Consider the following 16061-nt stretch of genomic DNA (forward strand, 5'->3'; position numbering starts at 1 on the left):
ACGCCGCTCACGCGGACCCCGTACCCTTTTAGGGTGGCACTACACCTCTATGACACCGCGACCCGGAGCGTGCGGGAGTTCCATCCCGCCCGTAGCGGAACGGCGTCCATGTACGTGTGTGGTGCCACCGTGCAGGGCATCCCCCACATCGGCCACGTCCGCGGCGCGCTGAACTACGACGTCCTGCGTCGCTGGCTCGTCCACAGTGGACTCGACGTGCTGATGGTCCGCAACGTCACCGACATCGACGACAAGATCCTCACCAAGGCCGCCGCGGCGGATCGCCCCTGGTGGGAGTGGGCCGCCACGCACGAGCGCGCCTTCGAGACGGCGTACGAGTCGCTGGGCTGCCTGCCCGCTTCGATCTCCCCCCGGGCGACGGGGCACGTCACGCAGATGGTTGGGCTGATGCAGCGGCTGATCGACGGCGGGCACGCCTACGCCTCCGGCGGCGACGTGTACTTCTCGGTCAAGGCGTTCGACGGCTACGGCGACCTGTCCGGCCAGAAGCCCGACGAGGTCCAGCAGGGCGAGAGCCTCGGCGAGGGCAAGCGCGACCCGCGCGACTTCACCCTGTGGAAGGCCTCGAAGCCGGGCGAACCGTCGTGGCCGACGCCGTGGGGTGACGGCCGTCCCGGCTGGCACCTGGAGTGCTCCGCGATGGCGACGACGTACCTCGGCCCCGAGTTCGACATCCACGGCGGCGGCATCGACCTGGTGTTCCCGCACCACGAGAACGAACGCGCCCAGTCCAACGCGGCGGGCGACCCGTTCGCGCGGTTCTGGCTGCACAACGCCTGGGTGACCATGTCCGGCGAGAAGATGTCGAAGTCGCTGGGCAACACGGTGTCGATCCCGGAGATGATCAAGAACTACCGGGCGCCCGAACTGCGGTACTACCTGATCCAGCCGCATTACCGGTCGACGATCGAGTACTCCGACGGCGCGCTCACCGAAGCCGCCCAGGGCTACCGGAGGATCGAGCAGTTCCTGCGGCGTACCGCCGGCATCGCCGGTGACGTCCACCTCGGCGAGGTCCCCCGGGAGTTCGCCGCCGCGCTCGACGACGATCTGGCCACCCCGCAGGCGTTCGCAGTGCTGCACAACACGGTCCGCGACGGTAACGCCGCCCTCGACGAGGCCGACACTTCCAAGGCACTCGAATTCGCCGCCTCCGTGCGCGCGATGACCGACGTGCTCGGCCTCGACCCGCTCTCCGCGCGCTGGTCCGAGGCGGGCGGCAACGAAACGCCCACCCGGCAGGCACTGTCCGACCTCGTGGAAGGGCTGCTCACCGAACGGCAGCAGGCCCGCGCCGAGAAGGACTTCGCCCGTGCGGACGCCGCGCGTGACCGCCTCCAGCAGGCGGGCATCGTGGTGGAAGACACCCCGAACGGTCCACAGTGGACCGTCAAGGAAGTCTGACACTTACTCGCTTTTCTAGCTCAAGGATTCTCACTGATGGCAGGCAACTCCCGGCGCCAGGGCGCTATTCGCAAGCCCGGCACGAAGAAGGGTCAGGTCGTCGGCTCCGGCGGCCAGCGCCGGAAGGGCCTGGAAGGCAAGGGCCCGACCCCCAAGGCCGAGGACCGGCCCGGGCACAAGGCGTACCGCATGTCGAACGCGCGTGACCGCAAGGAACAGGCGCGCCAGAAGAAGGCCGACAAGCCGGAACTGATCGCCGGACGCAACCCGGTGGTCGAGGCGCTGCGTGCCGACGTGCCCGCCACCGCGCTGTACGTCGCGATCAACATCGAGATCGACGACCGCGTCAACGAGGCCGTCCGCCTGGCGGGCGACAAGGGCATCTCGATCCTGGAGGTCCCGCGCGAGGAGCTCGACCGCAAGACCAACCGGGCCATGCACCAGGGCCTCGGCCTGCAGGTCCCGCCGTTCGAGTACGCCGACCCGCGTGACCTGATGGCGGTCGCGAAGAACTCGGGGCAGACCCCGCTGTTCGTCGCGCTCGACGGCGTCACCGACCCGCGCAACCTCGGCGCGGTGATCCGTTCGGCCGCCGCGTTCGGCGCGCAGGGTGTCCTCCTGCCGGAGCGGCGCAGCGCGGGCATGACCGCGGTCGCGTGGCGGACCTCCGCCGGCACCGCCGCCAAGCTGCCGATCGCCGTCGCGACCAACCTCACCCGCCAGCTGAAGGCGTGGAAGGACGACGGCCTGATGGTCGTCGGCCTCGACGCGGACGGCTCGGTCGACATCGACGAACTGGACCTCGCGGCGGACCCGCTCGTCATCGTGCTCGGCTCGGAAGGCCGCGGCCTCTCCCGGCTCGTGCGCGAGACCTGCGACGCGACCGTGTCGATCCCGATGGCCGCCGGTGTCGAGTCGCTCAACGCGTCCGTCGCGGCCGGAGTGCTGCTGGCCGAGGTGGCGCGCCGCCGCCGTCTCACGGGACGTGTCTGACCCCGCACTTCGCCGACACGCAGTTCATCGACATCGGGCGGGGGCCTCAGGCTAAGGTCACCAGCGGATAACGCGTAACCGCCCTGGGGGACCCCGCACCGATGTCGTTCATTTCGCCGCTGTTCCTGTGGTACTTCATGCCGGCGGTACTGCTCGCCGTGCTGGTGTGCCCGCGCAGCTGGCGGAACGGGATCGTCGCCGCGGGCAGCCTGATCTTCTACGCCACCGGCGCCGGGCCGTACACGCTGGTGCTGATCGGCTGCATGGTCGTCAACTTCCTGGCCGGGCCCGCGCTGGAACCGAACGCGTGGGATCTGCAGAACAGGCGGCGCAAGCGGCTGCTGCTCGGGGTCATCGGCCTCAACGTCGGCATGCTGCTGATCTGGAAGTACGCGGGATTCGCGACCCAGCAGATCGCGGCCGTGACGCACTGGTTCGGCGGCGGTTTCCCGGTGGCCGACCTGGTCATCCCGATCGGCATTTCGTTCTACACGTTCCACCACATCTCGTACGTGGTGGACATCTACCGCGGTGAACGCCGCGCGCTGCGCAACCCGGTGTCGTTCGCCGCGTACATCGCGATGTTCCCGCAGCTGGTGGCCGGGCCGATCGTGCGCTACCGCGAGATCGCCGACCAGCTGCCTCAGCAGCGCTCGCACCGCCTCGACGACATCGCCGCCGGTTTCCCGCGCTTCGCGCTCGGGCTGTGCAAGAAGACGATCATCGCGGACTCGCTCAGCCCGATGGTGGACGCCTGCTTCAACACTCCCCCGGATCAGATGACCTTCGCGATCGCCTGGCTCGGCGCGATCGGCTACACCCTTCAGCTGTTCTTCGACTTCTCCGGGTACTCCGACATGGCGATCGGGCTCGGCCGCATGCTCGGCTTCCGGCTCCCGGAGAACTTCGCGAGGCCGTACTCGTCGGTGACCATCACCGAGTTCTGGCGGCGCTGGCACATGTCGCTGTCGCGCTGGTTCCGCGACTACGTCTACATCCCGCTGGGCGGCAACCGCACCGGCGCGGGCCACACGTACCGGAACCTGTGCATCGTCTTCGTGCTGACCGGGTTCTGGCACGGCGCGCAATGGACGTTCCTGATCTGGGGCGTCTACCACGGCGCGCTGCTGATCGTGGAACGCGCTTTCGGCTACGACGCCACCCCGAAGACCCAGGCCGCCCGCATCGGCCGCCGCGCGCTGACGCTCGTTCTCGTGGTCTTCGGCTGGGTGTTCTTCCGCGCCAAGGACCTGCCGCACGCGCTCGGCATGATCGGGCACATGGTGCTGCCGGACTTCACCGGTCTCACCGACGTCGTGGAGAGCGCGGTGACCAACCAGCGGCTGATCATCCTGCTGTGCGCGCTGGCGATCGTGTTCCTGCCGGCGCATCCGGTGACCGGGCCGCTGCTGGAGTCTTCGCGGAGCCGCCCGGCGACGGCGCTGCGGATCGGCGTGATGACCGTGGGGCTGATCTACGCGGCGATCCTGATCGCGACCGGGACGTTCAGCCCGTTCCTCTACTACCAGTTCTGATGGAGCACCGAGAATGACCGATCTGGCCTCGCAGCCCGGCGTGATCCCCTACGTCGACAACCACGACGGTCAGCGTCGGCTGCTCGTCGTCGACATACCTCCCTTCAGCGCCAACGCGGTGCGCCACTACGCGCCGTTCGCGAGCATCGACGGCAGGCAGTACGTGGTCTCGTGGGGCTCGGTCACGTTCGAAATCCCCGCGGACCGGAACGTGCACGTCAGCGTGCATCTGCAGACCAACTACGCGACCGGGGTGACCTCGACCCCGTTCGCGTCGATCGTCCTGGCCCCGCACCCGGCACCGGTCCGGCTGGCCATGCAGTTCACGACCAACGCCGAAGGCTCGCTCATCCCGGTCGGCTAGCTTGACTCATGACCGGCGACTGGAAACGGGATCGGGTCGGCTCGGCACTGCGTGGCGAGAACCCGACGGTGCTGCGACGGCTGGACGCGGGATTCGCGGTGATCGGCGATACGCAGTTCCTGCCGGGCTACTGCGTCCTGCTGACGGATTCCCCCACCGTCGGCAGGCTGACCGATCTGCCGAGGACGCGGCGGCTGGAGTTCCTGTCCGACATGGAGGTGCTCGGCGAAGCCGTCGAGAACGTCTGTGCCCGACGGGACCCTGGCTTCCGTCGCGTCAACTTGGAGATCCTCGGGAACACGGACCCGATCCTGCACGCACACGTCTGGCCGCGCTACGACTGGGAACCGGCGGACCTCGTCGGGCGGCCGGTCTGGCTCTACCCGGTGGATCGCTGGCGGACCGCGGAACATGCGTTGGGCACTCGACACGACTCACTGTGTGAGGCGCTGGCACAGGAGATCACCAGGCTTCGGGCCACGGCCTGACGTAGCCCCGGGAATCCCCGCCGCCGGTCGGTGGCGGGGATTCCCGGGGCACTGGATCAGCCGAGAGCGGTCAGCAGGTCGGCGAAGACCCGTGGCCGGCTGAAGTAGCCGACGTGCGACGAGGCCAGGGTGTGCACCTCGAACGGGTTGTGCGGAGTCAGTTCGTCGGCCTTGCGGATCATGTAGTCCTGGACCGCCGGGGTGATGCTGAGATCCGAAGCGAGACGGACGTAGGTGTGCGGGACCCGCCCCCATCCGTCGGCCTGGACCAACGCCCCCGGTTCGAGCACCGCGTAGCTCTCGTCCGGGTCCAGAGAGTCCAGCAACAGCCGGAACTGGTGGTCGGTGGAGTCGGCCATGACGGCGGCCTTCAACTCGGCGAACAACGCCGGGTCGCCGTGGGCGCTACGCCAGTTCAGCCGGGCCACACCGGGTTCGTCCACGTCCGGCACGGTGATCCGCGCCGCCAGGGCGTCCAGCAGGTTGTCGTCGACCACGTCCCACGGCTCGGTGAGCATGGCCGGGTCGCCGAGGCAGAGCGCGGAGAGGTAGACGACACGGTCGAGCAGTTCCGGCACGGCGTTGGCGACGGCGCTGATCGTCAGCCCTCCGAGGCTGTTGCCGACCAGGACGACCGGTGCCCCGCCGTCGAGCCCTCGCAGGGTGTCCACGACGTGCTTCACGTTGTCCTGCAACGTGATTCCGCGCAGCGGAGAGGGAGCGGCCGCCAGTGCCGCGAGGTCCTGGGGTTGCCGATAGTAAGCGGCCGGGCTGTCCGCACGGTCGCCGTGACCGGGTAGGTCGACGGCGTGCGAACGGTAGCCGAGCAGAGCCAGTTCGTTCTGCAACGGGCCCCAGGCCCGCGCGTTACTGGAGCCGCCGTGAACGAAGACGAAAATGGGGCGCGAAGATGCGCGCATGGTGAAGATCCTTGTCATCCCTTGGCGAACGGTGGACGTGGACCTTGGCGTCGGCGAGGGCCGGAACCAGGGTCAGCGCGTCGACCGGAGGCGCATGGCCTGCCAGGTGTGGATGACGGAACACATGGTGATCATCCTAGCGAGGGGCGCAGCCGGGCGCCTCTGATTTAACGGACGGCAGGCCGCGGGCCGCGTCGAGCACCAGCCGGGAGAACTCCTCGCCGCGCGCCATCGGCAGGTAGTGCCCCGCCTTCGGGACGGTGATCAGCCTGCCGTCGGCGCAGGCGTCGAGGAAGCGGCGCTCGCGGCGGCGGAAGTGGTCGCGGGAGCCGTTGATCAGCCAGGTCGGCCCCGGGTAGGACGCGAGTTCCGCGAGCACGTCGAAGTCGGCGAAGGCCTTGGCGACGTCCGGGATCACCTCGGTCGCGATGCCGCCGCCGATCACGGCCTCGGCGAGCTTCGGTGGCAGCGCACTCCGGAACTGCCGCCGGCTGAGTCCTTCTCCCCGGTCCGGGAGCCGCATGAGCAGGCGGTGCGCGATGCGGAAGGGCGCCTCCAGCGTCCTGCCGGGCAGGTAGGTCGAATCCGCGACGACGAGGCGCGCGACCCGGTCCGGATGCCTCGCGGCCGCGGCGATGGCGACGTAGCCGCCCAGCGAGTGTCCGACGACCAGAGCGGGCTCCTCGATCCCGCCGACGACGGCGTCCACCGCGCCGGCCAGGGTGAACCGCTCACCTCGACGGGTTCCGTGCCCGGGCAGGTCGATCGCTCGCGCGGAAGCACCGGAGTGTTCGAGCTGCCCGGCCCACGCGGCACCGCTGAGCCGGATGCCGTGGACGAAGACGACGGGGACCATGGTTTGCCTCCTGAATGCAACGCACCGTTGCGTTGCAAAGTACTGGCGATCGCCATGCAACGCAACGGTGCGTTGTATTGTGCTCCGGTGAGCATCCAAAGCGGCCCCCGCAAGGCCGAGGCGATCTTCGCCGCCACCCTCGAACTCCTGGCTGAGCACGGTTACGAGAAGCTCGCCATCGAGGCCGTCGCCGCCCGGTCCGGCGTCAACAAGACGACGCTGTACCGGTGGTGGCCGTCGAAGGACGCGCTCCTGGCCGCGGCGCTGCGCGATTCGGGACTGTTCGCCGTCGACATCCCGGACACCGGCAGCCTCCGCGGCGATCTCCTCGCCGTGGCGACGCAAATCCACCGGCTGCTGACTTCGGAGCACACCGCGCCGGTCGTCACGGCGACGCTGACGGCGGGTCCGCGCCGCCCGGAACTGGGCGAAGTGTCGCGAAGTTTCTTCGCCGACCGCATGGCGCGCGAAGAGCCGATCTTCGAACGCGCCACCGCGAGGGGCGAATTGAGGTCCGGCGCCGATCCTGTCGTCGTGATGGATCTGCTCGCGGGGGCGATCTGGTTCCGGCTGTTGTTGCGCGGCGGCGAAGCCGGTCCGAAATTTCTCGAAGAAGCCGTCGACACAGTACTGAACGGGGCCGCGTGAAAATCACTTTGAAGATCGAATCCGAGCGGCTCGAAGATTATCTCGTCGCGGACGCGGTCATCGATCACGATCATCCGCTGATCCGCGAAACGGCTGACGCGCTGTCACCGACCGGCGGCACCGAAGCCGACGTGATTCGTTCGATGTTTCACTACGTGCGCGACGAGATCGCCCATACGGTGGACGCAGCCGATTCCCGCGTCACTCTTATGGCCTCCGAGGTTCTGCGCGAACGGGTCGGCCTCTGCTACGCGAAGGCCCACTTGCTGGCCGCTTTGCTTCGCAGCCAAGGCATCCCGGCCGGGTTCTGCTATCAGCGGATCGGCGTGCTGCACGGGCTCAACGCCGTGTATCTCACCGGCCCGGACCGGTGGATCCGGCTCGATCCGAGGGGCAACAAAAACGGTGCGGACGCCCACTTTCCTTTCTTACGAACAGATTCCCCGGAAGTGGAGCGGCTCGCGTGGAAGCTGGATCCCACCAGGGGCGAGATCGACTTCCCCACGGTGTACGCCACTCCGTCTTCGGCCGTTGTCGAAACATTGTCGTCCGCGAAGCCCGGACCCGCTTGGTACGAAGGCATCCTTCCCCACGCTCCGTGAGCGGTTTTTCCGCGTTTCGACGAAACCCCGGCAGCGAATAAGGTATAGCCGTGCGTTACGTTCGCTGTTGGTATCTTTCCCCCGAATTTCTTATTTCGGCATGGTCACGAGGCGCGTAGAGTAACTCCCCGCACTCGAACAGATACGCAATGCGTTCGTCCGTTCGGGTGCGGATCAAGGAGGTGACCCCCGTGCCCGCGGAAGCCGACCGGCTCCGCCGTACCCCATTGCAAGAGATCTTCTGGACCAGGACGAGCCTGCTGCTCACGGTACTGGTCGTCATCGCGGGCCTCAGCCTGTGGATCTCCAGCATGATGGATCCCGGCGCCGGTAAAACGCTGCTCACTTCACTGGGCACCGGCACCCTGATCTCCGCGGTGGTCGGCTTCGGCCAGACCCTGATCACCGCCGCCGCGTCACAGCGCGCGATGGTGACCCCGGTGATCGAGGAAAGCCGACGCGCGTTGGAAGCGCTCAGCGCCGAATACCGTTCGCTCAACAAGGAATTCTTCCCCACCCACGTCTTCGAGGCGACGGCCGATCCGGATCCGTTGTTCAACCGGGTCATGACCGAAGACCTCGACGTGGCCCGGCACTACTTCTTCCGCGGGTTCTCCGGCAGGCACGCCGCGGCCCGATTGCTGTTGTCCCGCACCGAAAGGGAGCTGCGCGTGGTCATCGCCGACCCGCGCGACGAGGGCGCCATCAGCGGCAGGGCGCGGTATCTCCTGCGCAGCGAAGAAGCGGGCATGGACTACGAGACGATCCAGAAACGCCTCGACGACGAGATCAGCATCGGCCTGGTCGGGCTGTTCCTGGCCCGCAGCCGGTGCTCACTGGTGGACATCACCGTCGTCGCCGACCCGCCGCTGGACCGGCTCGAAGTCTTCGACGAGAGCGTTTGGGTGACCTTGTACAGCGACATCCGCGGCGCGACCACGCTGTATCCGCGCACGCTGCGGTTCAGCGAGGGTTCCTTTCTGTACAACAAGGAACGCTCCGAGTTCCTGCGTGTTTCCCAATCCCGTTCCGGACGCCACTTCCGTATCTCCACCACGACGACGAGGGCGGATTTCCTCGCCCTGTACGAAAAGATCACCGGTTCTCCCCTGTCCGAAGAGAACTTCCTCGAACTGGAAGGGAAATTCCACGCCTTCCGGAAGGAGTTCACCACACTCGCCGAGCTGAACCCCTGATTTCTCGGCGCCGAAGAGCACTAGAACTGAGGAGCTTGAGTTGCTCACTCGCTTGTCCCCCCTCACCCAGCTGGCCGCGCTGCTCCGCACGACGGATCTGCCGCTGGCACAGCATTGGCAAGTCGTCGACGAGATCTTCCGGGACTGGACGTCGAGACCGGACCTGCGCACCGATCTCCGGCGGCACCTGGACTCGCTGAGTCCGGACGAGGCGAGCGCGGTTCTCTGCCGATCCCGTGAGACGACCACCCATTTCGCCTGGTGCCTGCTCGACTCCCCGACGGATCCGTTTTCGATCTGGCTCCACGAGTACAAGGCACCGGAGGACTGGCGTGAGGGCTACGCCGATTCCGTGCACAATCACAGATATCACTTCTGCACCACGCTCCTCCGTGGCAACTATGTCCACGAGCGGTACTCGACCCTGCGCGACCAGCTTTCCGGATTGATCACATCGGTTCGGTTACGACGTAGCACACTGTGTCAGGCGGGGGCGGTAGGCGTCATGTACGCGGACGAGTTCCATCGGATTCCCGAAGCCACCGAAGGGACTATGACGTTTTTGGTGAAGTCACGCCCGGTAAGCGATTCCAGTCTCTCCTATGACCCGAAGACCGGAATCGGGCATCGTCACGTTCCGGTGGAGGTCCGATTGGGGGACCTGGCCGGCCGCATCTAACTACACACCGCCGTCGAAGGCGCATACCATTACTCCACCCGTCTGTAAACGGGATCGGAGAGGTGTATGCGCGCGCGAAAGAACACGATTTCTTCCCAGACCATCGACGCCGTCGAACATCGCGTCCGGCAACTGTGCTGGCGCTATGCGGACAAACTGCAGTTCCACGGCTGGCATCACGTGAGTTTCGTCCGGGCCAAGGCCGCGGGATTCGCCGAGCACAACGGTGCGGATCGCACCGTCGTCGAGGTGGCGGCGCTGGTGCACGACGTGAACTACATCGTGCTCCGGAACTCCCCCGCGGCCGCCGGGCGAGATCTCCGGTTGGGCATCCTGCGGGAGTGCGGTGTCGAGGACACCGTGGCCCGGTGGATCGACGAGATCATCGACGAGGCCGAGATGGCCACCAGAGGGCGGCACATCTCGCTCGAGGCCCAAGCGTTGAGCGACGCCGACACGCTGTTCAAGGCACTGCCGGTGACGCCCGTCGTGCTCGCCCACCGTTATCTGCGGGAGAACGGGTTGAGCCTCCGCGAGCTGGCGGACAAGATCGTCGGCGAGCAACGCGACGTCCACGACAGCGGCTATTACTTCTACAACCCCAAGGCCGCGGAGAGCTACTCCCGATGGGCGTTGGCGAATCTCCAGTTGTGGCAGTGCATCAAGGAAGCCGTCGACGATCCGACGGTCGTCGAACTCCTCGACGCGGTGCACGCCGTGGACTACGAGGCCGAGCCCGCGGCTTCTTAGGACGCGGGCCTAGCGTTGCCCGTAGCCGCGGAGTTTCTCCACGACGTGGTCGATCTCGGCGGGCGGGAGCAGATTCGGTGTTCCCGCCGCCCGCGCCGTCAGCCAGACCTGGCAGACCCATTCGAGCTGCTGCGCCCGGCTGTACGCGGAGCCGAGACTGTCGCCGAAGGTCGTGGTGCCGTGATTGGCCAGGATGCACCCCCGGCGGCCTTCCAGAGCCTCCAACATGGCTTTGGCGAGTTCCTCGGTGCCGTACGTCGCGTAGGACGCGACGCGGGCCGTCGGGCCGATCGCGGCGAGCATGTAGTGGATCGGCGGCACCTCGGTGACGAGGGTGGAGACGGCCGTGGCGTGCACGGAGTGCGTGTGCACCACGGCTGAGATCGCCTTGCCGTCCGGATCCGCCGCCTCCCGGTACACCGTGAGATGCATCGGGAGTTCGCTGGTGGGTTCGAGGGAGCCGTCGACGATTTCGCCGTCGAGGCCCACCACCGGGATGTCTTCCGGCCGCAGCCCGGCGTAGTCGACCCCGGTCGGGGTCACCGCGACCAGCTCGCCCTGCCTCGCGGAGACGTTGCCGGACGTACCGACCACGAGCCCGTCGGTGGTCATCCGGCGGGCGAATTCGCAGACCGCCGCGCGTTCCTCGGCCAGGATCATCGTCGCGGTTGAGGCGTCGGTACAGCTGGTCGTGAGTGGTGATTCGGGTTAGAACACGAATCGCCACTCACGACCAGGGTGACCGTCCTACGGCGTCGCGCGATCAGGGCGGGGGCCGTTGGTCTTGGCGGGACTCGGCTTCGGCGCCGCTTCTTTGGGTGCTTCGGCCTTGGGAGAGCCGGCGGCGGCGTCGGGAGCGGGAGCCAACAGCTTGATGGCCTCCTGGACGGCGACGTCCGTGGCGGAAAGCCGTTCGGCGACCTTGGACCGGAGTTCCAGCGCGAGCTTCCGGGCCTGCTGAGCCTCGGACTGCTGGGTCTTCGCGTCGGTAAGGGCCTCCGCGACCTGCTCCTGCTTCGCGGCGATGTCCTCCGCCGAGATCCGCTCGGCTTCGGAGCGCTTGCCCGCCGACACCCGGTCGGCTTCCGCGATCTTGTCCGCGGACGCCTTCTCCGCCTCGGCGCGACGAGCCGCCGAAGCCTCCTCGGCCTTCTTGTCCGCGGCGGCGCGAGTCCGGACGCTCTCCATGTCCAGTTCCTTGCGCTTCTGCGTCGCCTCGGAGTTCAGCCGCTCGATCTCGGCCTTGGCGTCCGCCAGCAGCTTCTCTCGCTCGGCCTGCGCGTCCTTCGCCGCCTTGTCGCTCGCGCGCTGCGTCTCGTGGGCGTACCGGTCCGCTTCGGCGCGGGTCGACTTGGCGTCGGCCTCCGCGGCGGCCTTGAGGTCGGCGATCTCCTCCTCGGCGAGCTGCATCATCATGCGGACGCGTTCGGCCATCGCGCCGGCGCCGGACGGGCTCGCGCTCATCCGCACGAGGGCGGCCTTGGTCTCGTCCAGTTCCTTCTGGGCGTGCCCGAGCGCCTTGGTGAGTTCACCGGCGGTCGCCACGGCCTCGTCGCGGTTGCGCGAGGTCTTCTTGAGTTCGGTCGACAGTTCGGCGAGCCGCTCGTCGACCTGACGCTTGTCGTATCCGCGGACGGCGCCCGCGAACTGGGGCGATTTCGCTGAGGGCGCCTGAGGCGCCGTCTTCTCAGGAGCGACCATGGCGGACACCTTAATGAGCCTGGGCCCGTCGGGTAGTACCGCCAAACGGCTGCACTCGGTCCGCGACGGGCCGATCACATGGCATCCTCCATTGTTGACAGGTCGTAAGCAGGGGGAGGCCCGGTTGAACGTTTCGGCGATCCTCGACGACATCAGGGAGCACTGGCACGTCTACGCCACGATGCCCTTCATCGCCGCGCTCATCGGCTACATCACGAAACGCGTCGCCATCGAGATGATGTTCCGGCCGCTGGAGTTCGTCGGGATCAAGCCGTTCCTCGGCTGGCAGGGGGTCATCCCGGCCAACACGCGCCGGATGGCGACCACCGCCGTCGACCTGCTGACCAAGAACCTCGTCGATCCGCAGGAGATCTTCTCCCGGCTGGATCCCGACGAGGTGGTCAAGGAGCTGGAGGAGCCGCTTCTCAAGGCCGTCGAGGACGTGACCCGCGAGGTGATGGAGCAGTACCAGCCCAGGTTGTGGGAACTGCTGCCGACGCGGGCGCAGCGGATGCTGGTCGACCAGGTCCGGGCGCAGGCGCCGAAGGTCGTCGCGCGGCTGATGCGCGAGGTGTCGACGAACATCGACGAGGTCCTCGACGTCAACGAGATGCTGATCAACGCGATGGTCCGGGACAAATCGCTGACCTGCCGCCTGATCAAGGAGGTCGCTACCCCGGAACTCCGCTTCATCGCCCGGTCCGGGATCTACTTCGGCTTCGTCATCGGCCTGATCCAGTTCGTCGCGTGGGCGCTGACGAAACAGCCCTTGATCATGCCGATCTTCGGGTTCGTCACCGGGTTCGTCACGGACTGGCTGGCCCTGAAAATGATCTTCTACCCGCGGGAGCCGCGTCGGTTCCTGTTCTTCAGCTGGCAAGGCATGTTCCAGAAACGCCGCCAGGCGGTCGCCCGCGACTACGGCGCGCTGATCGCGGACGAGGTCCTCACCGTGCGGAACGTGATGGAGGCCGTGCTCACCGGGCCGAAGTCGGACAAGCTGTTCTCGATGATCACGCGCGAGGTGCAGCGGACCATCGACGCGCAGGCGAGCATCGCGAAACCGTTGGTGGCGCTGACCGTCGGCGGCGTGCAGTACCAGGAGATGAAGAAGGCCGCGGCGGAGAAGGCGATCGCGTACCTCCCCGAAACGGTGAAACACGTGGAGAGTTACGCCACTGACGCGCTCGACGTCCGCAACACGATCGTCGTGAAGATGCAGCAGCTGACCCCGCTCGAGTTCGAAGGGATCCTGCGACCCGCCTTCCAGCAGGACGAATGGAAGCTGATCGCGGTCGGCGCGGTGATCGGCGGGCTCGTGGGTGAACTTCAGGTCCTGCTACTACTCCACTGAGGACAGGCGGCTAGGTTCCCCTCAAGCGCGACGCGGGAGGGGCTTCGAGTGGACGCCGTCATCGCCGACCTCGGCGAGCACTGGCCGGTGTACGTCACCATGCCGTTCATCGCGGCGCTGATCGGGTACGTCACCAAACGCGTCGCCATCGAGATGATGTTCAAACCGGTGGAATTCGTCGGCGTCAAGCCGTTCCTCGGCTGGCAGGGCGTGCTGCCCGCGAACGCCGAGCGGATGGCCTCCACCGCCACCGAGATGCTGACGAACAACCTCGTGGACCCGAAGGAGATCTTCGCCAGGCTCGATCCGGCGCAGGTGGCGAAGGAGATCGAACAGCCGCTTCTGCGGATCGTCGAGGACGTCACGCGCGAGGTGATGGAGCAGTACCAGCCCAGACTCTGGGAAGTGCTGCCGAACACCGCCCAGCAGATGCTGCTGAAACGCGTGCAGGCCGAGGCGCCGCGCGCGATCGAAAAGATCATGCGGGAGATCGCGGAGAACATCGAGGACGTCCTCGACCTCAAGCACATGGTCGTGACGAACCTGGTGCGCGACAAGGCCTTGCTGAACCGGCTGATCCGCGACATCTCGCGGCCGGAGATGCGGTTCATCGCGCGGTCGGGGATCGTGTTCGGCTTCTCCCTCGGCTGTGTGCAGCTGCTCGTGTGGGCGCTGACGAAGTCGCCGATCGTGCTGCCGCTGTTCGGTGTCGGCATCGGCTGGTTCACCGACTGGATCGCCCTGAAGATGATCTTCCTGCCGCGTGAGCCGAAGCGGTTCTTCGGCTTCTACACCTGGCAAGGCGTGTTCCAGAAACGCAAGGACCAGGTGGCCGCGGACTACGGCGACATGATCGCGCGCGAGATCATCACCATCCCGAACCTGCTCGAAGCCGTGTTGAGCGGGCCGAAGTCGGACAAGCTGTTCACGATGATCACCCGCGAGGTGCAGCGGACCATCGACACGCAGGCGAGCGTCGTGAAGCCGTTCGTCGCGATGGCCGTCGGGAGCAGGAAGTTCCAGGAGATGAAGCAGACCGCGGCGGCGAAGGCCGCGGCACGGATCCCGGAGACGATCCGGCACGCCGAGGGGTACGCGGTCAACGCGCTCGACGTCCGGAACACCATTGTGGACAGAATGCGGCAACTGAACCCGCTCGAATTCGAGCAGCTGCTACGCCCGGCGTTCCGGCAGGACGAGTGGAAGCTGATCGCGGTCGGCGCGGTGATCGGCGGCCTTGTCGGTGAACTTCAGGTGCTTCTGCTGCTTCACTGACGCGCACCGGATACCGTTTCCCATCCCACGAGCGAGGAGGTCGGAGTGGACGCCGTCCTGGACGACCTCGCCCGGCACTGGTGGCTGTACGCCGCGATCCCGTTCATCGCCGCGCTGATCGGCTACGTCACCAAACGCGTCGCCATCGAGATGATGTTCAAACCGCTGGAGTTCGTCGGGATCAAGCCGTTCCTCGGCTGGCAGGGCGTAGTGCCCAAACACGGCGGGCGGATGGCCGCCGTCGCGACCGAGCTGCTGACGTCGAACCTGTTGGACGTCAAGGAGGTCTTCCGGCGGATCGATCCGGCGATCATCACGCGCGAGATCGAGCAACCGCTGCTGCGGGCCGTGGACGAGGTCGCCCGCGAAGTGCTCGAAAAGCACCATCCCAGGCTTTGGGAGGTCATGCCGACGATGGCACAGGAGCTGCTGATCAAGCAGGTCCAGGCCTCGACGCCGCGGCTGGTGCGCGAGTTCATGGCGGAGATGACCGAGAACCTCGACGAGGTCCTCGACTTCCAGCACATGACCGTGCAGCGGCTCACCAGGGACAAGAAGCTGCTCGTCCGGCTGATCCGCGAGACGTCACGGCCGGAGATGGCGTTCATCGCGCGCACGGGGATCTACTTCGGCTTCGGGCTCGGTGTCGTGCAGGCGTTCGTGTGGGCGCTGACGAAGGAGCCTTGGGTGCTGCCGATCTTCGGCGGCTGCATCGGGTTGTTCACCGACTGGCTGGCGATCAAACTGATCTTCGTGCCGCGCGAGCCGGTGCGGGTCGGCCGGGTGATCCTGCAGGGCAAGTTCCAGCGGCGGCGGGCCGAGGTCGCGCGTCAGTACGGCGAGATGATCGCGAACGAGATCCTGACCGTGCCGAACCTGCTCGACGCCGTCCTGCGCGGGCCGCGGTCGGACCGGCTGTACGCGCTGGTCGAGCGGCTCGTGGCGCAGGCCGTCGACGAACAGGCGAGTGTCGCGAAACCGATGGTCGCGATGGCCGTCGGCGGGCAACGGCTGCGCGAGATCAAGCAGGCGGCCGCGCGGCAGGCGCTGGAGCGGCTGCCCCCGACGATCCGCCACGCCGAGGGCTACCTGACCGAGGCGATGGACGTCGCGAAGATCGTCGAGCGGCGGATGCTCGGGCTGACGCCGCTGGAGTTCGAGGGGCTGCTGCGGCCGGCGTTCCGGCAGGACGAGTGGAAGCTCATCGCCGTCGGCGGGCTCATCGGTTTCCTGGTCGGGGAGCTCCAAGTCCTGCTCATGCTCCACTGACGCCGG

17 protein-coding genes are annotated in these 16061 nt (G+C 67.1%); 13 read left to right on the forward strand and 4 right to left on the reverse strand.

Features of this window, described 5'->3' with window-relative positions:
• Nucleotides 1-33: 33 nt before the first annotated feature.
• From cysS to BKN51_RS31110, 5 genes are all read left to right on the forward strand, one after another.
• Nucleotides 34-1425: a cysteine--tRNA ligase gene (gene cysS, locus BKN51_RS31090; RefSeq protein ID WP_101611018.1), complete on the forward strand. Its 1392-nt coding sequence runs from the start codon at nucleotides 34-36 to the stop codon at nucleotides 1423-1425.
• A 36-nt stretch (nucleotides 1426-1461) separates the two neighbouring features.
• Complete coding sequence (rlmB, locus tag BKN51_RS31095) at nucleotides 1462-2418, forward strand: 23S rRNA (guanosine(2251)-2'-O)-methyltransferase RlmB (protein ID WP_101611019.1); 957 nt, start codon at nucleotides 1462-1464, stop codon at nucleotides 2416-2418.
• Between the two features lie 101 nt (nucleotides 2419-2519).
• Nucleotides 2520-3953, forward strand: coding sequence for an MBOAT family O-acyltransferase (locus BKN51_RS31100; RefSeq protein ID WP_101611020.1), 1434 nt, complete (start codon nucleotides 2520-2522; stop codon nucleotides 3951-3953).
• 13 nt (nucleotides 3954-3966) lie between these two features.
• Nucleotides 3967-4317, forward strand: a complete 351-nt coding sequence (locus BKN51_RS31105) for a hypothetical protein (RefSeq protein ID WP_101611021.1) — start codon at nucleotides 3967-3969, stop codon at nucleotides 4315-4317.
• An 8-nt stretch (nucleotides 4318-4325) separates the two neighbouring features.
• Complete coding sequence (locus BKN51_RS31110; RefSeq protein ID WP_101611022.1) at nucleotides 4326-4805, forward strand: HIT family protein; 480 nt, start codon at nucleotides 4326-4328, stop codon at nucleotides 4803-4805.
• 56 nt (nucleotides 4806-4861) lie between these two features.
• On the opposite strand, the gene BKN51_RS31115 is transcribed toward BKN51_RS31110, so the two are convergent.
• Together BKN51_RS31115 and BKN51_RS31120 are read right to left on the reverse strand one after the other, a co-directional pair.
• Nucleotides 4862-5725, reverse strand: coding sequence for an alpha/beta hydrolase (locus tag BKN51_RS31115; protein WP_101611023.1), 864 nt, complete (start codon nucleotides 5723-5725; stop codon nucleotides 4862-4864).
• 136 nt (nucleotides 5726-5861) lie between these two features.
• Nucleotides 5862-6581: an alpha/beta fold hydrolase gene (locus tag BKN51_RS31120; RefSeq protein ID WP_101611024.1), complete on the reverse strand. Its 720-nt coding sequence runs from the start codon at nucleotides 6579-6581 to the stop codon at nucleotides 5862-5864.
• An 87-nt stretch (nucleotides 6582-6668) separates the two neighbouring features.
• Here BKN51_RS31120 and BKN51_RS31125 point away from each other — a divergent pair, with 87 nt between their 5' ends.
• The 5 genes from BKN51_RS31125 to BKN51_RS31145 all read left to right on the forward strand — a co-directional run bounded on the left by BKN51_RS31125 (nucleotide 6669) and on the right by BKN51_RS31145 (nucleotide 10456).
• On the forward strand, nucleotides 6669-7229 hold the full coding sequence (locus BKN51_RS31125) for a TetR/AcrR family transcriptional regulator (RefSeq protein WP_101611025.1): 561 nt from the start codon (nucleotides 6669-6671) through the stop codon (nucleotides 7227-7229).
• A complete protein-coding gene (locus tag BKN51_RS31130; RefSeq protein ID WP_101611026.1) occupies nucleotides 7226-7831 on the forward strand; it encodes a transglutaminase-like domain-containing protein in 606 nt (201 codons plus the stop codon). The genes BKN51_RS31125 and BKN51_RS31130 overlap by 4 nt, the downstream gene beginning before the upstream one ends.
• Nucleotides 7832-7980: 149 nt before the next feature.
• Nucleotides 7981-9027, forward strand: a complete 1047-nt coding sequence (locus tag BKN51_RS31135) for a hypothetical protein (RefSeq protein WP_174720473.1) — start codon at nucleotides 7981-7983, stop codon at nucleotides 9025-9027.
• Between the two features lie 40 nt (nucleotides 9028-9067).
• Nucleotides 9068-9706 carry a hypothetical protein gene (locus tag BKN51_RS31140; protein ID WP_101611027.1) on the forward strand — a complete coding sequence of 213 codons (639 nt, stop codon included), beginning with the start codon at nucleotides 9068-9070 and terminating at the stop codon, nucleotides 9704-9706.
• Between the two features lie 66 nt (nucleotides 9707-9772).
• Nucleotides 9773-10456: an HD domain-containing protein gene (locus BKN51_RS31145; protein ID WP_101611028.1), complete on the forward strand. Its 684-nt coding sequence runs from the start codon at nucleotides 9773-9775 to the stop codon at nucleotides 10454-10456.
• Between the two features lie 9 nt (nucleotides 10457-10465).
• Here BKN51_RS31145 and BKN51_RS31150 read toward each other — a convergent pair whose 3' ends face one another.
• Nucleotides 10466-11116 carry a class II aldolase/adducin family protein gene (locus BKN51_RS31150; protein ID WP_101611029.1) on the reverse strand — a complete coding sequence of 217 codons (651 nt, stop codon included), beginning with the start codon at nucleotides 11114-11116 and terminating at the stop codon, nucleotides 10466-10468.
• An 87-nt stretch (nucleotides 11117-11203) separates the two neighbouring features.
• On the reverse strand, nucleotides 11204-12157 hold the full coding sequence (locus BKN51_RS31155; RefSeq protein WP_101611030.1) for a hypothetical protein: 954 nt from the start codon (nucleotides 12155-12157) through the stop codon (nucleotides 11204-11206).
• 124 nt (nucleotides 12158-12281) lie between these two features.
• Here BKN51_RS31155 and BKN51_RS31160 point away from each other — a divergent pair, with 124 nt between their 5' ends.
• From BKN51_RS31160 to BKN51_RS31170, 3 genes are read left to right on the forward strand one after another with little or no spacing between them, the layout of a single operon-like run.
• Nucleotides 12282-13511: a DUF445 domain-containing protein gene (locus BKN51_RS31160; RefSeq protein WP_101611031.1), complete on the forward strand. Its 1230-nt coding sequence runs from the start codon at nucleotides 12282-12284 to the stop codon at nucleotides 13509-13511.
• 48 nt (nucleotides 13512-13559) lie between these two features.
• Nucleotides 13560-14786 (forward strand): DUF445 domain-containing protein, encoded by a 1227-nt coding sequence (locus tag BKN51_RS31165; RefSeq protein ID WP_101611032.1) that lies wholly within the window; start codon nucleotides 13560-13562, stop codon nucleotides 14784-14786.
• Between the two features lie 45 nt (nucleotides 14787-14831).
• On the forward strand, nucleotides 14832-16055 hold the full coding sequence (locus BKN51_RS31170; protein WP_101611033.1) for a DUF445 domain-containing protein: 1224 nt from the start codon (nucleotides 14832-14834) through the stop codon (nucleotides 16053-16055).
• Nucleotides 16056-16061 lie beyond the last annotated feature (6 nt).

The sequence above is a fragment of the Amycolatopsis sp. BJA-103 genome (assembly GCF_002849735.1).
Taxonomy (GTDB): domain Bacteria; phylum Actinomycetota; class Actinomycetes; order Mycobacteriales; family Pseudonocardiaceae; genus Amycolatopsis.